Source organism: Pseudovibrio sp. Ad26, from assembly GCF_001623285.1.
In the GTDB taxonomy this organism is placed as follows: domain Bacteria; phylum Pseudomonadota; class Alphaproteobacteria; order Rhizobiales; family Stappiaceae; genus Pseudovibrio; species Pseudovibrio ascidiaceicola.
Map to the genome: position 1 here is coordinate 1 of NZ_LMCE01000065.1, position 19,757 is coordinate 19,757.

Genomic DNA, 19,757 nt, shown 5'->3' on the forward strand with positions numbered 1-19,757 from the left:
CCTTGGATGATCTGCGGGCCCGGTATAATCCTGTCTTTGGTGTGATCCGCAGATACCGGCAAGCCATCTCAGAGATTAAAGCCGCCCATCTGGAAGGCGCGCTTTCTGCAAATGAGATGACAGCTGCTATTTCTCGCGAGCGCCGTGAGACCTTGCAAAGCATCGCCGCCCTAAAAAACCGCACAACAGCCATCACCCGTATGGCCCGCGCATCGCGAGGCGCAACCTTGCGCCTGCAGCAGATGTTCTTTCAGGTGAATGATATTGGTGTCTCGCTGGCTGGTGGGCAAAACCCGTTTCTGGTGCTGGCCCAGCAAGGCACGCAGATTGCCCAGATCTATGGTTTTGGTAATGGCGGCGTCTCAGGCGCCTTCAAAGACCTAAGGTCCCTTCTTATCGGTGTGGCACGCAGGTTCTGGCCAGTGGCTGTTGCCGTCGGTGTGGTGACAGCTGCCTTTGCTGGCCTGACCTATGAGATCAATCAGACCACCGAGACTTCAGTCACCATGGGCGATACACTGCTTGCCGTGTGGCAACTCATCCGAGATGGGTTTAATGCGCTTGTTGCACCCCTTATCAATGCGATTGCTCCATGGTTTGAAGCGGCCTGGACCCGTGTGGTGGCTGCCACCAAAGCAACGGGTAACTTCATTATCAATGAGATGAAGATCACCTATGAAATCATCACCACCATCTGGGAGCAGCTGCCGGCAGCTTTCGCAGCACTTATGATCGGAGCCACTAATGCGGTGATCCGCGGCATCAACCTGATGATCCGCAAAACCACCCAAGGCCTTAACACGCTAAGCCGAGCGGCTAACCGGGTGCTTTCTAATATTCCCGGCCTTGATGAGAGTTTTCGCATTGGTGAGCTACCAACCGTTCAGATCGGGCAGATCGCCAATCCCTATGCAGATCAGGTGGTAGCAGCTTCCAGAGCGCTGGATGAGCGCGTTCGGGAAATCTCAGAGCAGGATCCCATGGGCGAGCTGTTTTCTGCCATTAAAACCCGTGCAGTCCAGAACGCCCTCAACCGTGTCGCAGAGACGGCAGAGGAGACAGGTAAGGCAGTCACAAAAGCAGCCGAAGAGGCTAAGGTCGGATGGGAGGCAGCGCTTGCATCAATCGAGGCCTATGTGGCCAGCGCCCGCGATATTGGTAGCGCCTTTGGCGATCGCATTGTCAAAGTATTTTCAGATGGTGAGCAGGCCGTTGCGAACTTCGTTCAAACCGGCAAGCTGGAGTTTAAAAGCCTCATCACGTCGCTGATTGCCGATATGGCAAAGCTGGCAGCCCGGCGGTTTATCTTTGGCCCCATTGCCTCGGGGCTTTCCAGCGGTTTGAGTAATCCATCAGGCGGCCTGCAGACCTTACTGTCTGGCTTCTTCAAGTCGCTTCTGACGCCAACAACAAGCTTTGCCGGTGGTGGGCATACTGGCACAGCTCCGCGCTCCGGCGGGCTTGATGGCCGTGGTGGATTCCTTGCGCTGATGCATCCGCAGGAGCGGATCATTGATGAGTACAGAGGTGGCAGGCAGCATCAGCCCATGCAGCCCGTCATCGTCAATATCGAAACCCGCGATGTAGACTCTTTCCGTCAGTCCATAACGCAAGTGGCAGCTGACATTCAGCGGGCAGTTGCACGTGGGCGCCGAGGGCTTTGATGGTCTTTCATGATGTGCGCTTCCCGGAGAAGATCAGCCGCGGAGCCAGAGGTGGACCGCGCCGGCGCACGCAAGTGGTGGAACTCTACTCCGGACGCGAGGAACGCAATGCCTCCTGGGCAAACTCAAGACGAGAATATGATGTGGCCTTCGGCATTCGCAGCAATGACCAGCTGCAAGAGGTCATCGCCTTCTTTGAAGCCCGCAGTGGCCGGCTTTACGCCTTTCGCTTCAAGGACTGGGCCGACTATAAAAGCACCCTGCCCTCCAAAGCCATTACACCACTGGACCAACGGCTGGGTGTTGGTGATGGGACACAGAAAGCATTCCAGCTGCGCAAGCTCTACGGAACAGAGGGGCTTGGGTACTGGCGCACCATCACGAAGCCGGTGGCTGGCAGCATCCGGGTTGCGGTGAACAACATCGAGCAATCGAGTAACTGGACAGCTGACCTTGCCACCGGGCTCATCAACTTCAATAGCGCCCCAGCTTCAGGAACTATTATCACCGCCGGCTTTGAGTTCGATGTGCCCTGCCGCTTTGACACCGACAGCATCGACATCACGCTAGACCTGGAGCGCCTTGGGTCCATCACCTCCATTCCGTTGATTGAAGTTCGGGACACCTGACAGTCATGAAGAAGCTTGTCGAAGGCCTGGCTGCTCATCTTGCCAGTGGCACCACCACCCTGTGCTGGTGCTGGCGGCTGATCCGCAAAGACAGTGTGGTCTTTGGCTTTACCGATCATGACTTGCCTCTGCAGTTCGATGACACCAACTTTGAACCGGAGGCCGGGCTCATTCCATCAGAGCTACGCGCCTCTTCTGATCTTGCCGTCGATGCTCAGGAAGCCGAAGGTGTGCTGTCCTCTGACCATATCTCCGAAACCGATATCTTTGCCGGGCTTTGGGACAATGCCAGTGTGGAAGTCTGGCGGGTCAACTGGCAAAACGCAGAGGAACGGGTTCTGATGCGTCGTGGGTCCATCGGCCAGATACGGCGCGGCAAAACCGCCTTTGTTGCCGAGGTGCGCAGCATGGCCCATGTGCTGGAACAAAGCGTAGGCCGGACCTTCCAGAACGCCTGTGATGCCGCTCTTGGCGATAGCCGCTGCAAGGTTAATCTGGAAACGTCGCAGTTTCAGGGTACGGGCACCGTCACCAGCCTCATCGGCGATCGTGGCTTTGCTGCCTCTGGTCTGGATGCGTTTGCAGCGAACTGGTTTGCCCTTGGCCTGCTTACCTGGCAGAGCGGAGAGAACCAAGATCGGCAGGTTGAAGTCTCCCGCCATGAGATCATCTCTGGCGTCACGATCATTACATTGCTGGAAGCGCCGGTGCGTAGGCTCGCTATTGGAGATACTTTTCTGATCCGAGCGGGCTGCGACAAACGCTGGCAGACATGTCTTGAGAAGTTCAATAACGGCAACAACTACCGCGGCTTTCCGCACATTCTCGGCAATGACACTCTGATCCGCTATGCCGCTACTAGTCGTGGGCCTAAAGGCGAGCCGTTGTGAGTGAGGATCAATCCGAGCGCATCATCTCAGCAGCGCGGCGCTGGATCGGCACGCCTTATCACGATCAGGCCAGTGTTCGCGGCGTAGGTTGTGATTGCCTTGGCCTGATCCGCGGTGTCTGGCGCGAGGTCATCGGCGGCGAGCCAACTGACATCCCGCCCTACACTCGGGATTGGGGGGAAGTTGGAGACGTGGAGTTATTAGCGGAAGGAGCAAGCAAATGGCTGCAATCGGTGCCTCTCAAAGACATCAAGCCCGGCTGCATTTTGCTGTTTCGGATGAAGGATACCGCAATCGCCAAGCATTGCGGGATCATGAGTGATGCCAGGCACTTCATCCATGCTTACGAGCGGGTGGGAGTCATTGAACAACAGCTAACAACAGCGTGGAGCCGGAGGCTAACGTTTGGGTTTTACTATCACGGACCATACGATTATTGTTAGGCAAATTTTCGCAAGCCCACTCAGTAATGAACATTAGAAACATGAAACAAGAACATGCCTTTAGTTGAGTTTACTCCTCCCAAACCTGATCGCCCCCCGAGAAACCTCGTCGATCTTAAAGCATGGATGGAAGCCAATTGTTGTAATTTTAATGGCTACTCACTTGATGGAGAGGTAATCCTCGAAGGGTTTATCCTTAGAAGAGAAAACAAGCAGTTCATCTTATTCTATACCGAGCGAGGCACGGAAAGAGAGATAAGCAGGTTCAATACAGAAGAAGAAGCAACACAGCATGCTTACGAACAACTCAAGGAAGATGTATGGGCCTGGAGCCATTGCTTAGCTTTTACCAAGAGCACCAGAAAAATTCAGAACTTGAAGACCCAACTATCCGATAAGAACATTTATTTTTACGAAGATGTTATTCCGTATGGAGGGCCAGCCGATCCTCGGTATCGATTATTTGTCTTTGGAAACGCAATAGAGAGAGTTGGCTATCTTGGGATTGTTGTGCCTGACAACCGCCTGCTATCTAACATACTGAGATTCATAAAGAATTAGAATTTCACGAAAGATTACTAAGTTGAACACTCTAAATACCAATTACTCTGACTGGCGCTCAAAGGTCATAAAACCTGCGGCGAGACTAGAAGTGGGCGGTTTCCGCCCACTGGGTGAGCTAGACGCCTCCTGTTTCGGCGAGGTTCGTCTCATGCACCCCGATGAAGACTGGCCCATTTATCGTGAAAAGCCCCTATGGCCTCTTTGCCAACTGAACTTATCAGCGGCGCCATACCGCCCTTCCAACCTCGAAGATATTGCGCTGATCACTGTCTTCATCTCAGAGTCCTATATGGACATGGCTAGCAATGTCGTGGACTGCACTGACGTATCACCTTATGCAGGTTGGTTTTTAAGAGCTTACAAGGAAACAGGCGATCTGGTGCCGGTAACACCTCCTACGCACAAAAGCCTCCTCAGACCCTTCGAAGCGCGCTGGGACTCCCGAGTTTACGAAGACTATCCAACCCATGACACCTTACCGATAGATTTCGATGAACTCGGATTAGGAGACTACTACGAGCAATCGGGCGTTGGGACTCTTGATGCAACCAAATTAGGTGGCTGGCCATCTTGCATTCAGTCTGAGCCTTGGTGGTACTTTGATGAAGAAGATCAGAAGTTCGAATACGCCTTGCAAATTGGCAGTGAGGATAAAGCAGGCTGGATGTGGGGTGACACAGGCTCGGGTTTCATTGCCAGAAGCAAAACCAATCCCAATTATTGGGCGCTAGACTTCCAATTTTACTAACTTTCAGTGATATCGTTTGGCTCCTCTCACCCTAACTGTCTGAACTAGCTTAAGGTTCCCCATGGCTACACTTGTCCTTGGCGCTGTTGGCACCGCCGTGGGCGGAGCCATTGGCGGCTCGTTTCTTGGCGTGACCGCTGCCACGATTGGCGGCGCAATCGGCGCGGCAGCAGGCTCGTATATTGACAGCTGGCTGATCAGCACAACGCTTCCTGACCAGACTATTGAAGGCCAGCGGCTTGACCGCCTGCAGGTCACCACCTCAACAGAAGGCGCTGTTATCCCCCGTGTGTTTGGCCGCATGAGGATCGGCGGCAACATCATCTGGGCAACTGACTTTCGCGAGGAGATCAACCAGCAAACCCAAGGTGGCGGTAAAGGCGGCGGGCCGAAGGTTACAACAACCACCTATGCCTACTTCGCTTCGTTCGCTATCGCGCTGTGCGAGGGAACCATCACCGGCATTGGCCGCATCTGGGCAGATGGTGAGCTCATGGACCTGCAAGGCGTCACCTGGCGCTGGTATGCAGGCGATGAGGACCAAGAGCCTGATCCGCTCATCAAGGCCAAGATGAACGAGGCCCCTGCCTATCGCGGCACAGCCTATCTGGTCTTTGAAGAGCTGCTGCTGGAAAACTACGGCAACCGCATTCCGCAGATCACGGTGGAAGTGTTTCGCCCACTGTTGGACGGCACACCGGAAGGCCGGTTGCAGTCCGTCACGCTAATCCCGGCATCCGGAGAATATGTCTATGCCACGCAGCAGGTGACCAAAACCGAAGGCGGCGCCAAGACAACCGGTATCAACGTAAATGCAGAGGTAACACAAGCCGATCTCATCGGTGCTCTGGATCGCTTGCAGGCCTCGGCCCCAAATATCCAAAGTATCTCACTTGTGGTTGCCTGGTTCGGCGATGATCTCAGATGCGGAACTTGCCAAATCCGCCCAGGTGTCGATCAACCTACCAAGAGTGCCAGCACGTCCTGGAGCGTCAATGGTGTCGGTCGGTCTGATGCTTTTCTGGTCAGCCGTGATGATAAGGGAGATCCGGTCTTTGGCGGTACACCTGCAGATTTCTCTATTGTCGAGGCAATCAAGGAGATCAAAGCCCGTGGTCTGCGGGTAACCTTCTATCCCTTCATCCTGATGGATATCCCGCCAAACAACACGCTGCCGGATCCTTATAGCGATGATGCCAGTAAAGCTGGCCAGCCGGCTTATCCCTGGCGTGGCAGGATAACGTGCTCCCCTGCTCCCGGCTTTGCAGGGTCACCGGACAAAAGCGAAGTAACGGCTGGACAGGTGTCTGCGCTGTTTGGCTCAGCCTCTATTGGAGATTTCAGTGTAAGCGGAACCAGTGTCTCCTGGACTGGGCCACCGGGTGATTGGGGCTTGCGCCGCATGATCCTGCACTATGCCCATCTGTGCAAAGCTACTGGCGGAGTGGATGCATTTCTCATTGGTTCAGAAATGCGCGCGCTTAATCAAGTGCGAGGACCAGCAAACAGCTTCCCGGCTATTGAGCAATGGAGCAGCCTTTTGAGCGATGTGCGCTCTATTTTGGGTTCAAATACCAAGCTTTCCTATGCTGCCGATTGGTCCGAGTATTTCGGTTTCAGGCCGGCAGATGACAGCGGAGACCTCTTCTTCCATCTTGATCCGCTCTGGGCGCTTGATGCCTGCGACTTTGTCGGCATCGACAATTACATGCCGCTTTCCGATTGGCGCGATGGGTTTGACCATCTGGATGCACAAGCCCACCCGCACATCTATGATCAGAGTTATTTGAAGGGCAACATTGCCGGCGGCGAAGGTTTTGACTGGTTTTATGCAAGTGATGCTGATCGTATTGCCCAAGTGCGCACGCCAATCACAGATGGCGCTCATAACAAACCCTGGGTGTTTCGCTATAAGGATCTGCAAAGTTGGTGGAGCAATCAGCATTATGATCGTCCTGGCGGTGTGGGAGAAACAACGCTAACGGTCTGGATACCACAGAGCAAGCCCATCTGGTTTACCGAGTTCGGCTGTCCTGCTGTAGACCGCGCCACCAACCAGCCCAACGTGTTTATTGATCCCAAGTCCTCAGAATCCAAGGCGCCCTACTTTTCTCGTGCCTGGCGCGATGATGCCATTCAGCGGGCTTACTTGAATGCCACACTGAGCTATTGGCAAGAGCCGGGCAACAATCCCACATCAAGCACCTATGACGGTCCTATGCTTGATCTCAGCAACTGCTCTGCCTGGACATGGGATGCCCGCCCCTATCCTTTCTTCCCGGAGCTCATCAATGTCTGGTCAGATGGTGACAACTGGCGACTGGGGCACTGGCTGGGAGGACGGCTCGGGGCTGTTGGGCTTGGTGCACTGGTCAAGCACCTATGCGAACGCGCTGGGCTGTCTGGAGATCTGATCGACACCTCTGATCTTTATGGTGCCGTGGAAGGCTATGTGATTTCCGCCTTGCAAAGCCCGCGTGCCTCCATTGCAGTGTTGGCACGGCACTTCGGCTTTGATGCGGTCGAAAGCCAAGGCATCCTGCATTTTAAGATGCGAGGACGCGGAGCCGCCAAACGCCTTGAGCTTGATGATCTGGTGGCAGCACCAAAAGACACTGAGCCCATCGAGCTTGAACGCGCACAGGAAACCGAACTGCCTCAAGCGCTCAAATGGTCTGTTGCCCGAGCAGATGAAGACTATGATGCCATCCAGGTGGAAGCGCAGCGGGTAACAGTGCAGGCAAGCCGGGTCTCATCAGAGAACTTCCCGCTTGCCGTTGCCCCGGAAGAAGCAGAGCGCCGAGTACGCCGCGCCCTTCAAGAAGCCTGGGTTGGACGCGACGGTGCCAGCTTCGTCCTGCCACCGTCAGAGCTTGCCCTTAATCCGACAGACGTGGTTTCACTGGACCATGATGGCCGAAACTATGATCTGAAACTCTTGAGCGTGAATGATGGCCTGGAGCGCAAGGTGACAAGCGTTTTACAAGACCGCCAGGTCTACGACATGCCGCCCGGCCCGTCACGCAAGCGAACAGATGGCGCGCTTTCTCAGGCGGTTGTCTTTGGCAAGCCGCTATTTGCCTTTCTCGATCTGCCGCAGCTCTCAGACAGCACCCCTGCTCATCAGCCTCTAATGGCAGCCTCCACTGATCCCTGGCCGGGTGTTCTCAATGTCTACCGCAGCCAAGCAGAAGCAGGCTTCAAACAGGTTGCTCAGATCACCACACCAGCCCAGTTTGGGCTAACACTGGAGCCCCTTAAGCGAGATCCTACCTCTAGGTTTGATCTTGGCAATGAAATGGTAGTCTCCGTTTCTTCAGGCACCATCGAGAGCATTCCAGACCTTGATCTCTTTGCAGGAGGCAATGCCTTTGCGATTGAGGCTGCTCCAAACACTTGGGAGATCCTTCAGGCCAGCACAGCAGAATTGATAGCACCGGCCACCTACAAGCTCTCACGGCTGCTTCGCGGTCAACGTGGCACCGAGAGCTCTATCGTCGATACACTCCCGGCAGGCGCAAGGATCATCCGGCTTGATGATAATTTGGTTCCAGCTCCCATCTCTTTGAGCGAGATTGGCTTGCCGTTCCAATGGCGCATTGTACCAGGCAGAGCGGAACTTTCAGATCAAGCAACGTTGGAATTAGGCTTTACACCGGAAGCCAATGGTTTGCGCCTGCTCTCTCCGGTTCATGTTGCCCAACCCAATCGCACAGGACGGCTACCCGGCGACTTCACTCTCTCATGGATCAGACGGTCCCGTCTCCCCGAAGCAGACAGCTGGCTGTTACGCGATGTGCCACTGGGCGAAGAGGTCGAGGCCTATGAGGTGGAGATCTTCAAAGACGGCTCAGCAATCCGCACGCTGAGTTCAAAAACCTCCAGCGTGATTTATATCGGCACGCAGCAGATAGAGGACTTCGGCGCAGAGCTCTCAGCCGGAGACATGCTCGCCATCCGCATCTACCAACTCTCAAACACCTTAGGCCGCGGCACGCCGCTTACCGCCACTTTGCACTTCTGAGGCCACTTTCATGTCAGAGACAACATCTCGGCTTGCCCTGCCCTACATCATGGCCGCGCAGGCGCAAAAGCATATCACCCACAACGAAGCCCTTCGCCTACTCGACGGCCTCATTCAGATGCGGGTCCTCAATGCAACTTCGGCAGCACCGCCAAGCTCCCCCGGTGAGGGCGATGCTTACATCGTGAGTTTTCCCGCCACAGACGCATGGACTGGCTGGGAGAAGGATGTGGCCTTTTATGCCGATGGCAGCTGGTTCCGGCTGCCCGCCCTTGATGGCATGCGCGTCTGGGACGCAGATGCTGAAACATTGCTGATCTATACCGCTGGGAGTTGGAAAGTTCTCTCCGATGCCTTGAACCTTTTGAGATCAGCGACGCTGGTTCATGTCGCCAAAGGACCACTTGGAGGCACCACAGGCCTGGGTGTTCTGGAAGAAACGCTCTCAGGTCTGTCAGGCTCTATTGTCGAGACCACCATCACCATTCCAGATCGCTCCATCTGCCTTGGTGTTTCCACCCGAACAGTCTCAGCAATCACAGGTGCCACTTCTTACGATTGTGGCATTGACGGCGAGCTCTCCAAGTTCGGCGGTTCCCTCGGCATTACCGCTGGCAGCACCAACAAGGGCATCATCGGCCCGCAAGGCTTTTACGCTGATACGCCCATTCGCCTGACCGCCAAGGGCGGTGACTTCACTGGGGGCACCGTCAGCGTGGCGATCCATTATCTCAGCGTTGGCGTACCGGACGCACAATGACAAACCTTGGCGAGATCATCAATGCGCTGGGCGGCGGACCCGCAGCCGTTGCTATTGTCGGTCTGGGCTTCTTTGCCTGGAGAGTGCTCAATTGGTGGCGACAAGACACCAAGGAATACAACGCTGCCCTTCGCGAGATCCAGAAGGACGCCATCGAAGGCCTGCAAGCCAGCACTGAGGCCATTCGCGCCCTAACCGAGGAGATCAAGCGCCGTGATTAAACGCCTCCTGAAAGTCGTTCCGCAGTCCCGCAAGCGGACATGCAAGACTTGTAGCCAGCAAGCTATACATGCTGTGCGTGAAAAGCGCCTAGAGCTTAGCCATGCGCTTAAGGAGCTGGCACAAGCGAGAAAAGCCAAAGACCGAACCTAACGCCGCCCCTCCCAAAGAACTCACCCCTTCAAGCTGCCTTCGGGCGGCTTTTTTATGTCTGGAGGACTAACCATGACGTACACCACACGAGACATCCAAGCCCGACTTGCTGCTCTGAGCTATGATCCCGGTCCCATCGATAGTCTTGATGGACCAAAGACAAGAGCGGCGATAGCTGAGGCGTTGAAAGTGCGGAACGTGAAGCGCGTCGAGGAGTTGTTTCATCCCTCGGGGCTTCATCGGATCATCCTGCACTGGACAGCAGGCGCGGACGGGCTCATTGAGCTGGAGCGGCAGCACTACCACATCATCATCGATCGCTCAGGCCGAACACATGCAGGTGCTCTAAAACCAGAGGCCAATGCCAATTGCCGCGGTGGCCGCTATGCCGCTCATACCCGAGCGCTCAATACCGGGTCCATCGGCGTTGCCCTTGATGCCATGGCGGGCTCAATAGAGTCACCTTTTGATCCCGGCAAGTATCCAATCACGCAAGTTCAAGTTCAGGCACTAGCGGAGACTGTTGCTGATCTCTGTGAAACCTACCAGATCCCGGTGAGCCCATACTCCGTTCTTACCCATGCAGAAGTTCAGCCGACGCTGGGCGTCAAACAACGCAGCAAATGGGATATCGTCTGGCTGCCAGATATGACAGCACCGGGGGAACCGGTCGATGTGGGTGACAAGCTGCGATCCCTCATTGCAACTGCAGGGCTCTGAGCTTTCAAGTTAATGCTGTGACAACTGACAGGAAACAGTCTCTCGTTGAGAGTGCAAACAGATCACTGAGGGCCATGTGCTGACATTCGACAAGGCATTGAATGCTGGGTTGTTTCGCAGGCGCAGCATATTAGTGGCAGGCTAAAACAGCCATCAACACGATTTAACAAAGACTTTTCGTAGAGTGATTTACTCAACGTCTGATTGATCGAACTGAGTTTGCTTCTTCTCTGCATACATCAGATCAAGTAACAAGTTGGAGATCTCAGCGGCTTTTTCTGGGTTTGATAGAAGATGCATCATCATTTTCTGGTGCGCCTCACCACTCGTAATAATGGCATCGTCTACTGCATTTTGGAAGCCGCCTAGCTTTGCCTGATCTTTGGTGTTGTTTTCAATCTGAGTCATAACAAGCGGATTTTCGGAGATTTTGTCTCTGAGTACGTACAGGTAATTGACCTTATCTTTTTCTGTGAGCCCATCTTCAGCAAACATGTCATTCACACGCTCAATAATCTGAGAGAGAAACTCTTCTTTCCGGTCTTTGGATTTGCCACTGCCAAGCTCGTCAGCTGGCTCCAATCCCTCGCCTTCACCGCTTACCAACTGCAAATCCTGCTGCTTAAGCTTCGACAGTCGGTAGTGGCTCAGTTCGACATTGTCCAGATCGATTACATCATCCTCGATTGCAGCTTCGCGCAGCAAAGGACGCAGGCTACGTGCAAACAAGCTAAGCTTTTCCAGTTCCTTATCATCATAGTCCACGATTTGTGAGATGAACTCATAAAACCGCACATACGTGCCCAAATCCTTCTTGAAGATTTCCAGCCCGTCTTTTTCTTTCTTGCAGTCTTTGAACGTTGTATCCGTGTTGGCAATCAGGACAGGATCGCCAGCCTTTTTGGCGCGCTCGAACATATCCTTTGAACGCTTATAGGCTTCAACGGCTGACTTGTAGCGGCTGGTCCAACGTTCCACCGCAGGCTTACAGATATTTGAGATGGCCGCACTGCTCTTGTTCTTTTGCAAGAAGGCAATGCAGTACTGCTCCACCTCGCTCCATAGGAAAATTCCAGAGCTTCTGAGTTTTTCTGAGAGTTCGAAGACGAGATTAGGATTAGACACATCTATAAGTTCAGCGGTCTGATAATACTTCTGGAACGGGGCCAAAACGTCTTCTGGCTCATTGAAGAAGTCCAGAACAAACGTGCCGGATTCTGCTTTACCCTGATAGGTGCGGTTGAGGCGGGAAAGAGTTTGAACGCATTCCACTCCGGCCAGTTTCTTATCCACGTACATGGCGCAAAGCTTGGGCTGATCAAACCCAGTCTGGAACTTATTCGCAACGATCATCACCTGATACTCGTCACCATCAAAAGCTTTGCGCATGTCGCGGCCTTTCAGGCCTGGGTTCATGCTGGTTTCAGTGAACTTCTCGCCAACCAATCCTGCTGAGTTCGGGTCTTTATCGGTGAACTCTACCTCTCCGGAAAAAGCAGCCATTGAGTGGATTTTATCGTAGCCTTTGGCTTTTGTGTATTTATCAAAAGCCAGCTTAAAACGAACAGCCTCTTTGCGTGAGCTGGTAACGACCATCGCCTTGGCTTGTCCGCCCAGTAAACCCATCACATTATCTTTGAAGTGCTCAACAATGATCTGCACTTTTTGAGCAATATTGTAGTCATGCAGCCGTACCCACTGGTTCAGCTTGACCTTGGCTTTTTTGCTTTCAACCTCGTCGTCTTTTTCCTGTATCTTAAGAGCGAGATTATAGGCGACTTTGTAGTTGGTGTAGTTTTTCAGCACATCGAGAATGAAGCCTTCCTCGATCGCCTGACGCATGGAATACACGTGGTAAGCCACTGGGATATTGGTGCGAGATGGCACCTCATCAGGCTTTGGCAGACGGCCAAACAGCTCCAGCGTTTTAGCTTTTGGCGTTGCGGTAAAGGCAAAATAACTGAGGTTTTGCGAGGCGCGGCGTGAGGCTACAGCAGCATCAAGAATATCTTCGCTGCTCAGCTCTTCTTCACCAGAGCTTTCTTCTTTCATCAGCACTTCTTTGAGCTGACGTGCGGTAGAGCCTGTCTGTGAAGAATGCGCTTCATCGGCAATAATGGCATAGCTGCGCGCCTTCAAGCTTGTGCTGTTCTCAATCGCTTTGAGCACATAGGGGAAGGTCTGGATGGTGACGATGATGATAGGCTGAGAAACCTCCAGCGCTTTAGCCAGCTTTTCAGACTTAGAGCCATCGCCTTCCTTGTTGTTGATGCGGCCAACAACACCGTCCACATGCTCAAACTGATAGATTGTGTCTTGCAGCTGGTCATCAAGCACTGTGCGGTCAGTCACGATGATGACGGAGTTGAATACCTTTTCGCCGTTGTCACCATAGAGCGAAGAGAGTTGATGCGCGGTCCATGCAATAGAATTGGATTTACCTGACCCAGCACTATGCTGGATGAGGTATTTTTGGCCGGACCCTTCGCTTTTTGCCGCGCCAACAAGTTTGGTGACCACATCCCACTGATGATAGCGCGGGAAGATCATGGTCTCTTTTTTGATCTTCCTGCCCTGCCAGTCTTCTTTTTCCTCAATCTGCAGATGGATAAAACGAGCGAGGATGTTTAAAAGGTTGTCAGGTTGCAGCACCTCTTGCCACAAATAGGCTGTGGCATATTCATTTTTGTCTTCTGGAACATCATTGCCAGCCGCGCCGTCCTTCGCCCCTTTGTTGAAGGGGAGGAAATATGTGTCTTTGCCTGCCAGTTTGGTGGTCATATAGACCTCATACTGGCTCACAGCAAAATGCACGAGCGCACCGCGTTTGAACGTGAGCAACGGCTCTGGCTTGCGCGTTTCAGGGTCAACAGGCAGGCGAGTGGTTTTATACTGTCGCTTGGCGCTGTCTACCGCCTGCTTGAACTCGGACTTCAGCTCTAGCGTGGCAATTGGCAAGCCGTTGACGAACAACACCAGATCGATGCGCCAGTTCTTTGCCTTCTTTCCGGTTACGGCCAGATGCTCTGCTGTAGCCCAGGGGCTGTAGACCAGCTCAGGCACCACACGCAAACGGTTTTGCTCGTAACGCGCCAGTGTGTCGGGGTTGAGGTCGTGCTCTGGCTTAAACTGGCACAGGCTAAACCGGGCGTTGCGGTCTTTCAGGCCATGGCGCAACACACCAAGCGTCCCGTAAAGGCGCATTTGCTTGTCGGCGGCTCTTGGGTCAGCTTTGCCAAGCTGCATTGCAACGCATTCAAGGAATTTCTGCTCGCTGTTACCGGGGTGGTTCCTGGCAAACTTCTGCCATTCCCCATCCTGCGTTTCTTTAACAAAGCCGAGCAGGTCTTCTTCATAAAGGGCAAGGGCGCGATTGTAGCCAGCGGGCGAACCAAGCAACCAGCCATTAGCGCACAACTGGTTGATAATATCGCGCTGGAAATACTCTTCAGCAGCCTTGTCGCTCATTCCTAAAATTCCTTAAATATCAATTCATCTCGGCGTAAACCCGCCATTGTCTCAGGCGTCTTCCAGCGAGGCAGAAACCTCAGCCAATTGCTCGGCTTCCCATTGCTTGTAAGTCTTGTTAGTCCCTAATAGCTTCCACTCTGTTGTGCCATTTGCAGCACGACCCAACGCGATTGCAGCCGCTGCGCTGGTGCTTGAAAACTTATAATCTATCATGAACTCAGCACTATCGCCTTGAACAGAAACAACGCCGTGCTCTTGCAATTTCTCAAGCTGTTTTTGATAATTGTGTGGTTCCGACAACCAACGCGGAACAACCTTGGAGCCGGCTTCGACAATAAACTCGCCATTTTCTAAACGAGCCGTTGCGCTCACTCCGCGTTTTTTTGCTTCAAGAATGAAACGAACGGCAGGCTCATTTAAACTGGCAAAACTAGAGAGGGGCAGTTGCTTCCCTTCGGCTTCTCGCAGCATCTCTGCTGCTGCGCTGCTGCGTTTACTTTCGACAAATAAATCAATGCCGAGGGCGGGAAGGATCATGTAAAGGTTTTCCAAAAAACCTTCCATATTGGCGATGGTAGCCTCGCTGACCTGCGGTTTTTGTGGAATCTGGGCATTATCAAGGATCACCCGGCCAACCGAGGCGGCACGTTCATAGCTGCGCGCTTCTAAAAACCGGACGTGGGCTTTGTTGAGTTTGTTGTCAGCTGTGGTGACAAACACCGCCTTCGTCCACCAGTCTTTTTTGGAATCGTGGGTGCGGATGCGTTGGCCAATATCCTCCGTCTCGCCAATATAGGCGGTGGGCTCGCCGTCCTGTTCACCCAGCAGAATGTAAATGCCGGTGTAACTGGCCTCGGTGCGTTCCAGTGCCTGCTTGATCTGGGTGCGGGGGACGAGGAGTACGTGGCCTGTCCAGTTGAACAGCTCTGCCACCAGAAGGCCGTCGGGGCGACCATCGACAAAAAACAGCTCCAGTGATCGGCCCTTGGTGGTCATGCGCTCTTATCTCCCCCAATACACGAGTATTTGTGCTCTACGCAGATACTCGCGTCAAACTTGCAGATTCTTCAGGAGGTTGAAAGCTGTCTTTTGGTGGCTCCCAGTCCCGCACATCAATCTTGCCCGTTACTGCAGCGGAGATAAGCGCCGTGCGACGTTCTTTGAGGAGATCTATGGCGGATTGGGCTTTTGTGATTAAGAGGTCGTGTGTTTTGAGTGTGTTATCCAGGAAATTTACTATCTCCTTTTGCTCCAACTTGCATGGATAGGCAAATAAAACAGATTTAAAGTCTTCTTTATTTAGCTTTGGCTGTGCTGAGGAAGCTGTAGCAGCTAAAACTAGTTGAGAGTTCACTGCGGTTCCTTGACTGACGTATGCAATGAATTTCCTATGAAGCATTGCTTCGTCAAATTTTGCCATAAACATATTTGGTGCGAGTGAGGCATGACCTGCATTCTCTGGCATCTCATAAAAAAGGCCAGCATATGCCCCTACATTCGCAAGCAAGAATTCCCCCCCCAGTAGAGATGATTTCTTCAAATATGTGTAAGAGGCTTTATCAATCCAAACGCCGTTATCATTTTTTAGACCTTTTCGGAGATCTGTTAATCTTATCAGTCGGGCGTAACTCGGCTCGTCCAAGTATGTGACATTCTTTTTGAGGTCAGCAAAAGATCCGTTCGCAGTGTAATCAGTTAAAACAGTTTTGGCATATGAGAATTTACTCACATCCCAATGCTCCGGCATATCGCCGAGCCAGTCGATTCCGGAGGGGCGCAAGGGGGCGTCTGGGTTCAGGCCTTTGGTGACAGCATGAGAGATCACCGCTTGCCGCTTTTCTTCCAGCAACCCAATCAACCGCTCCTGCCTCTCAATCAACCGATCAATCTTCGCGGTTTCATGATCGAGAAACCTGGCGATCTGTTGTTGTTCTGGGAGGGAGAGTACTGGAAGTGCGATGAGTGAGAAGTTGTCAAATCGTAAGGCCTGTCCGTCTCTTACAAGGTTAGAAGTACTTTGAAGTGCTTGGATATACGGCTTGCTCTTAAATAAGTAAGAGAAAAACTCAGGCGCAACGTGTTTAATCGGTATTAGTCCTACATAAGCAGAGCTCACGCTGCCTGCGTACTTGCACCATTCAAGGCCTCCCTGAAAACTGCGCATGCTGATAACGAAGTCATCAGGTTCGACATGCTTCAATATTTCTGAACCAGTGAGCACTTGAACAACACGTTGTCCCTCTCGCTCCATAAATTCCTTCTGGAAGATCACTCCGTACTTCTGAGAAGCTGTAAGTTGCTTATCCTCTTTACGTGCTCGTTCTTTTCGTTGGCCAAACATGCGTCTGCTGTTGAGGACTACCCACCCACTCGGAATTTCCCCAAGCCATTCAACGCCGCTCTCTTTGTATTCCGGGTATGCTTTATACGTGCCAGCCATCAGGAGTGGACCTCCTGAAGCAGCTGCATAATTTCCGCGCTTACCGCGTCCAGTTCAGCGTCGATCTCTTCCAGTGCCCGTGGTGGCTGGTACACATAAAAATGCCGGTTGAAGGGGATTTCATAACCGACAATGCCGACCTCACCATCACGCTCGTCTTTCTTGCCCGCATCAATCCACGCCTCTGGCACATGAGGCTTTACCTCTCGGGCAAAGTAATCCTCGTTTGCCTCGTTCACAGAGCGGGCCGGGTCCAGCGGCACGTTTTCATTATCGCGCAGGTCGCCATCTGGTTTGTACTCCACGCTCTGCCCATCTCTCTCAAACAGACCGTAGGTTGGGTTCGGCGTGGTAGCCTTGTGGACCTTTTTGATAACCGGCGCAGCCTCAGGGTTCTTCCAGCTTACAGCGGTTGTGATTTGCTTTTTGGCGGCTGTTTCCAGCTTAACACCGCTTTGCTTGAGCGCAGCCTTTAGCGTGTCGTCAAAGGTGTTCATATCGTTGTGCTGGTCGGTGCCAATCACCGCTTGCAGGGCTTTGGCGCTGAGCAGGATGGCCTTCTGGTCTGTCCACATCTCCCGCTTCAGCACGTCCTTGATGTGCTTTTCCTTCAGCTCTGCAAAGCTGGCTTTGATGTGGGCACGGATTTCTGTTTCATGCTCCGCCAGATCGCCATAGCGTGGGCAGTCCGGTGCGTCTGTCCAGTTTCCCCCATAAGTCTCAAAGATCCACTGCATCACAGCACCCAGTGGTTTTGGAGCAAAGCGTAGGGTCTCCAATCGCTCATCAGAAAACTGGAAGCTCTCACGCAAGGGGCGTTCAATGGTCAGGCGGCGATAACCAAACTCATGTGACTTGAAGATTTTGGAGGCAAAGGTTTTGATTTCAGCCTTCTTGCCATTTGCAGACTTGCGTCCACGTGTGCTGGCAGGTTCTTCTGCCTTATCCAGCTCTCGTGCGTCCACCACCTCAAACGCCCCGAAACAACGGGTGATGGTGCGGATGTCATCGTCGCTCATCTGGTTGCGCTTGGAGCCAAGAGATTTGCGCATCTTGGAATATAGGTTCGCCCCGTTGATGAGCTGTATCTGTCCTTTACGCTCAGCGCTCTTTTTATTGCTGAGCACCCACACATAAGTGGCAATGCCGGTATTGTAGAACATATCCGTTGGCAGCGCGATGATGGCTTCCAGCAGGTCAGCCTCTAAGATGTAACGGCGGATTTCACTCTCACCAGAGCCAGCGCCACCCGTAAACAGCGGAGACCCATTGAGGATGATGCCGATACGCCCACCGCCTTCATGCGTGTCCCGTAGCTTGGAAATGAGGTGCATGAGGAACAGCAGCGACCCATCTGACACACGCGGCAGGCCGGGGCCGAAGCGTCCATCATGGCCTTTCAGGGTGTGCTCGTCCTTGATGGTGCCTTCAATCTTTTTCCAGTCCACCCCAAATGGCGGGTTGGAGAGCATATAATCAAACTTGTCGGCGTAGAGCTGGTCCTGGCTGAGCGTGTTGCCAAGCTTGATATTGTCAACTTCCTGCCCCTTGATCAGCATATCCGCCTTACAAATGGCATAACTCTCCGGGTTCAGCTCCTGCCCAAAACCGCGCATAACCGCTTGCGGGTTCAGCTCGTGTACATACTCCATACCAGAAGACAAAAACCCGCCAGTGCCTGCGGTGGGATCATAAATAGTGCGGATAATACCAGGCTTCGTAAGCGCGTCATCATCCTCCATAAACACCAATGATGTGGTGAGGCGAACGATATCACGCGGGGTGAAGTGCTCACCAGCCGTCTCGTTGGAACCTTCCGCAAAGCGCCGGATCAGTTCCTCAAACACCAGCCCCATTTCATGGTTGGAAATCTTCGCAGGGCTGAGATCTGCCTCACGAACGCGCTGCACCACTTTGTAGAGCAGGTTGGCCTCTGCTAGTTGAGCGATAAACTCGGCAAATTTGAAGTGCTCAAAGATCTCGCGGGCATCCTTGGAGAAGCCCTGAATGTAGCTCTCCAGATTATCCTTGATGCCTGTTTCGCCAAGCTTGGACATATCCATTCTGGAGGTGTTGTAGAACGACAACCCAGCAGCCCGCAGTAACAGCTTCTCCTGCGCCTCTTCTGGCAAGTTCATCGACTTGAGCTTGTCAGCCTGTGCTATCACCGCATCCTTACTGCCTTCCAACACGCATTCAAGGCGGCGCAGCAGCGTAAACGGCAGGATAACACGGCCATACTGGCTTTGCTTAAAATCTCCACGCAGCAAATCAGCAAGAGACCAGATGAAGGCAGCTAGGTTATTGGTTTGATGAGACACGAAGAGTTTCCAGAATGATTAGGAGGCAACAATTGTGGCCACTATCAACACCCCACACACGCCGAGTAAATACCGGAAGCTAACTAATTAGAGCATTTAGTTCTCAGAGCCGCTTTTTTCCAAACAAAACACGTGACAAAGACTGATGCTATGCGGGAACACTCAACTCTCGATAGATTTATCTGATTAGCTAGAAATACCTTGTCGCAAGCGCAATAACTGTTTAGACGCTCCATCCTTCGCACCTGCAGCGAAGGACCGGCCCGATCACAATGTGGAGCGCGTCAGCACACAGACAAGCACCTAGCTTTTCAGCCACTCTCACCACCGACCGTTCAATTTAGCGCCAGTCCGTAGATTGCAATCTATGAATTTCACAACCAACTTAGAATATCTCTCTTGCCCTAAGCCTTAGGAGAACCTGACGTCATTTGCCAGCCATCTCTTTGCATCTGGCGTCTCAAGACTAGATCAAATGTTGACGTGGTGTTGACGCGAACGCAAAAAGCCCTGAGCGGTTGGCTCAGGGCTTTTGCTATCATACCAGTATGATTGGGATATTTTGGTTGCGGGGGTAGGATTTGAACCTACGACCTTCAGGTTATGAGCCTGACGAGCTACCGGGCTGCTCCACCCCGCGGTAATATGTTGTTCTGTTCATTTTGAAGATTTAGTCGGTGTGCTTTATTCATGCCCGGCGGCGCCCTACTC

The 19,757-nt window shown here is 52.9% G+C and carries 14 protein-coding genes and 1 tRNA gene; 10 read left to right on the forward strand and 5 right to left on the reverse strand.

Annotation, left to right across the window (positions count from 1 at the left end):
* The 10 genes from PsAD26_RS16475 to PsAD26_RS16520 form a co-directional block, all read left to right on the forward strand.
* The coding region (locus PsAD26_RS16475) for a phage tail tape measure C-terminal domain-containing protein (protein ID WP_193758302.1) at nucleotides 1–1,664 on the forward strand (1,664 nt) is incomplete at its 5' end.
* The gene (locus PsAD26_RS16480; protein WP_063311333.1) at nucleotides 1,664–2,293 is read left to right on the forward strand and encodes a DUF2460 domain-containing protein; all 630 of its coding nucleotides are present in this window, start codon (nucleotides 1,664–1,666) and stop codon (nucleotides 2,291–2,293) included. The genes PsAD26_RS16475 and PsAD26_RS16480, both read left to right, overlap by 1 nt.
* A gap of 5 nt (nucleotides 2,294–2,298) precedes the next feature.
* Nucleotides 2,299–3,183 carry a DUF2163 domain-containing protein gene (locus tag PsAD26_RS16485; RefSeq protein WP_063311334.1) on the forward strand — a complete coding sequence of 295 codons (885 nt, stop codon included), beginning with the start codon at nucleotides 2,299–2,301 and terminating at the stop codon, nucleotides 3,181–3,183.
* Entirely contained in the window at nucleotides 3,180–3,626 is a 447-nt protein-coding gene (locus tag PsAD26_RS16490; RefSeq protein ID WP_063311335.1) for an NlpC/P60 family protein, read from the forward strand. Before PsAD26_RS16485 ends, PsAD26_RS16490 begins: the two co-directional genes overlap by 4 nt.
* Nucleotides 3,627–3,680: 54 nt before the next feature.
* Nucleotides 3,681–4,187, forward strand: coding sequence for a hypothetical protein (locus PsAD26_RS16495; RefSeq protein WP_063311336.1), 507 nt, complete (start codon nucleotides 3,681–3,683; stop codon nucleotides 4,185–4,187).
* A 22-nt stretch (nucleotides 4,188–4,209) separates the two neighbouring features.
* Nucleotides 4,210–4,938 carry a DUF1963 domain-containing protein gene (locus PsAD26_RS16500; RefSeq protein ID WP_153041515.1) on the forward strand — a complete coding sequence of 243 codons (729 nt, stop codon included), beginning with the start codon at nucleotides 4,210–4,212 and terminating at the stop codon, nucleotides 4,936–4,938.
* 61 nt (nucleotides 4,939–4,999) lie between these two features.
* Entirely contained in the window at nucleotides 5,000–8,962 is a 3,963-nt protein-coding gene (locus tag PsAD26_RS16505) for a glycoside hydrolase TIM-barrel-like domain-containing protein (RefSeq protein ID WP_063311338.1), read from the forward strand.
* A 10-nt stretch (nucleotides 8,963–8,972) separates the two neighbouring features.
* The gene (locus tag PsAD26_RS16510; RefSeq protein ID WP_063311339.1) at nucleotides 8,973–9,722 is read left to right on the forward strand and encodes a DUF2793 domain-containing protein; all 750 of its coding nucleotides are present in this window, start codon (nucleotides 8,973–8,975) and stop codon (nucleotides 9,720–9,722) included.
* Entirely contained in the window at nucleotides 9,719–9,943 is a 225-nt protein-coding gene (locus PsAD26_RS16515; RefSeq protein WP_063311340.1) for a hypothetical protein, read from the forward strand. Before PsAD26_RS16510 ends, PsAD26_RS16515 begins: the two co-directional genes overlap by 4 nt.
* Before the next feature lie 223 nt (nucleotides 9,944–10,166).
* Nucleotides 10,167–10,814: a peptidoglycan recognition family protein gene (locus PsAD26_RS16520; RefSeq protein ID WP_063311341.1), complete on the forward strand. Its 648-nt coding sequence runs from the start codon at nucleotides 10,167–10,169 to the stop codon at nucleotides 10,812–10,814.
* Nucleotides 10,815–11,003: 189 nt separating this feature from the next.
* Here the strand turns inward: PsAD26_RS16520 and PsAD26_RS16525 are convergent, their stop codons facing one another.
* From PsAD26_RS16525 to PsAD26_RS16545, 5 genes are all read right to left on the reverse strand, one after another.
* Entirely contained in the window at nucleotides 11,004–14,282 is a 3,279-nt protein-coding gene (locus PsAD26_RS16525) for a DEAD/DEAH box helicase family protein (protein WP_063311342.1), read from the reverse strand.
* Between the two features lie 51 nt (nucleotides 14,283–14,333).
* Nucleotides 14,334–15,281, reverse strand: coding sequence for a GIY-YIG nuclease family protein (locus tag PsAD26_RS16530; protein WP_063311343.1), 948 nt, complete (start codon nucleotides 15,279–15,281; stop codon nucleotides 14,334–14,336).
* A gap of 37 nt (nucleotides 15,282–15,318) precedes the next feature.
* Nucleotides 15,319–16,725: a restriction endonuclease subunit S gene (locus PsAD26_RS16535; RefSeq protein WP_063311344.1), complete on the reverse strand. Its 1,407-nt coding sequence runs from the start codon at nucleotides 16,723–16,725 to the stop codon at nucleotides 15,319–15,321.
* The gene (locus PsAD26_RS16540; protein ID WP_063311345.1) at nucleotides 16,725–19,046 is read right to left on the reverse strand and encodes a class I SAM-dependent DNA methyltransferase; all 2,322 of its coding nucleotides are present in this window, start codon (nucleotides 19,044–19,046) and stop codon (nucleotides 16,725–16,727) included. Before PsAD26_RS16540 ends, PsAD26_RS16535 begins: the two co-directional genes overlap by 1 nt.
* A 563-nt stretch (nucleotides 19,047–19,609) precedes the next feature.
* Nucleotides 19,610–19,686 (reverse strand) — tRNA-Met (locus tag PsAD26_RS16545).
* Nucleotides 19,687–19,757: the final 71 nt, after the last annotated feature.

Excerpts from the sequence above, each read along its gene's own strand:
- PsAD26_RS16480 (WP_063311333.1), top strand. The coding sequence starts at position 1,664 with ATGGTCTTTCATGATGTGCGCTTCCCGGAGAAGATCAGCCGCGGAGCC.
- PsAD26_RS16485 (WP_063311334.1), top strand. The coding sequence starts at position 2,299 with ATGAAGAAGCTTGTCGAAGGCCTGGCTGCTCATCTTGCCAGTGGCACC.
- PsAD26_RS16495 (WP_063311336.1), top strand. The coding sequence starts at position 3,681 with ATGCCTTTAGTTGAGTTTACTCCTCCCAAACCTGATCGCCCCCCGAGA.
- PsAD26_RS16505 (WP_063311338.1), top strand. The coding sequence starts at position 5,000 with ATGGCTACACTTGTCCTTGGCGCTGTTGGCACCGCCGTGGGCGGAGCC.
- PsAD26_RS16510 (WP_063311339.1), top strand. The coding sequence starts at position 8,973 with ATGTCAGAGACAACATCTCGGCTTGCCCTGCCCTACATCATGGCCGCG.
- PsAD26_RS16515 (WP_063311340.1), top strand. The coding sequence starts at position 9,719 with ATGACAAACCTTGGCGAGATCATCAATGCGCTGGGCGGCGGACCCGCA.
- PsAD26_RS16520 (WP_063311341.1), top strand. The coding sequence starts at position 10,167 with ATGACGTACACCACACGAGACATCCAAGCCCGACTTGCTGCTCTGAGC.
- PsAD26_RS16525 (WP_063311342.1), bottom strand. The coding sequence starts at position 14,282 with ATGAGCGACAAGGCTGCTGAAGAGTATTTCCAGCGCGATATTATCAAC.
- PsAD26_RS16530 (WP_063311343.1), bottom strand. The coding sequence starts at position 15,281 with ATGACCACCAAGGGCCGATCACTGGAGCTGTTTTTTGTCGATGGTCGC.
- PsAD26_RS16535 (WP_063311344.1), bottom strand. The coding sequence starts at position 16,725 with ATGGCTGGCACGTATAAAGCATACCCGGAATACAAAGAGAGCGGCGTT.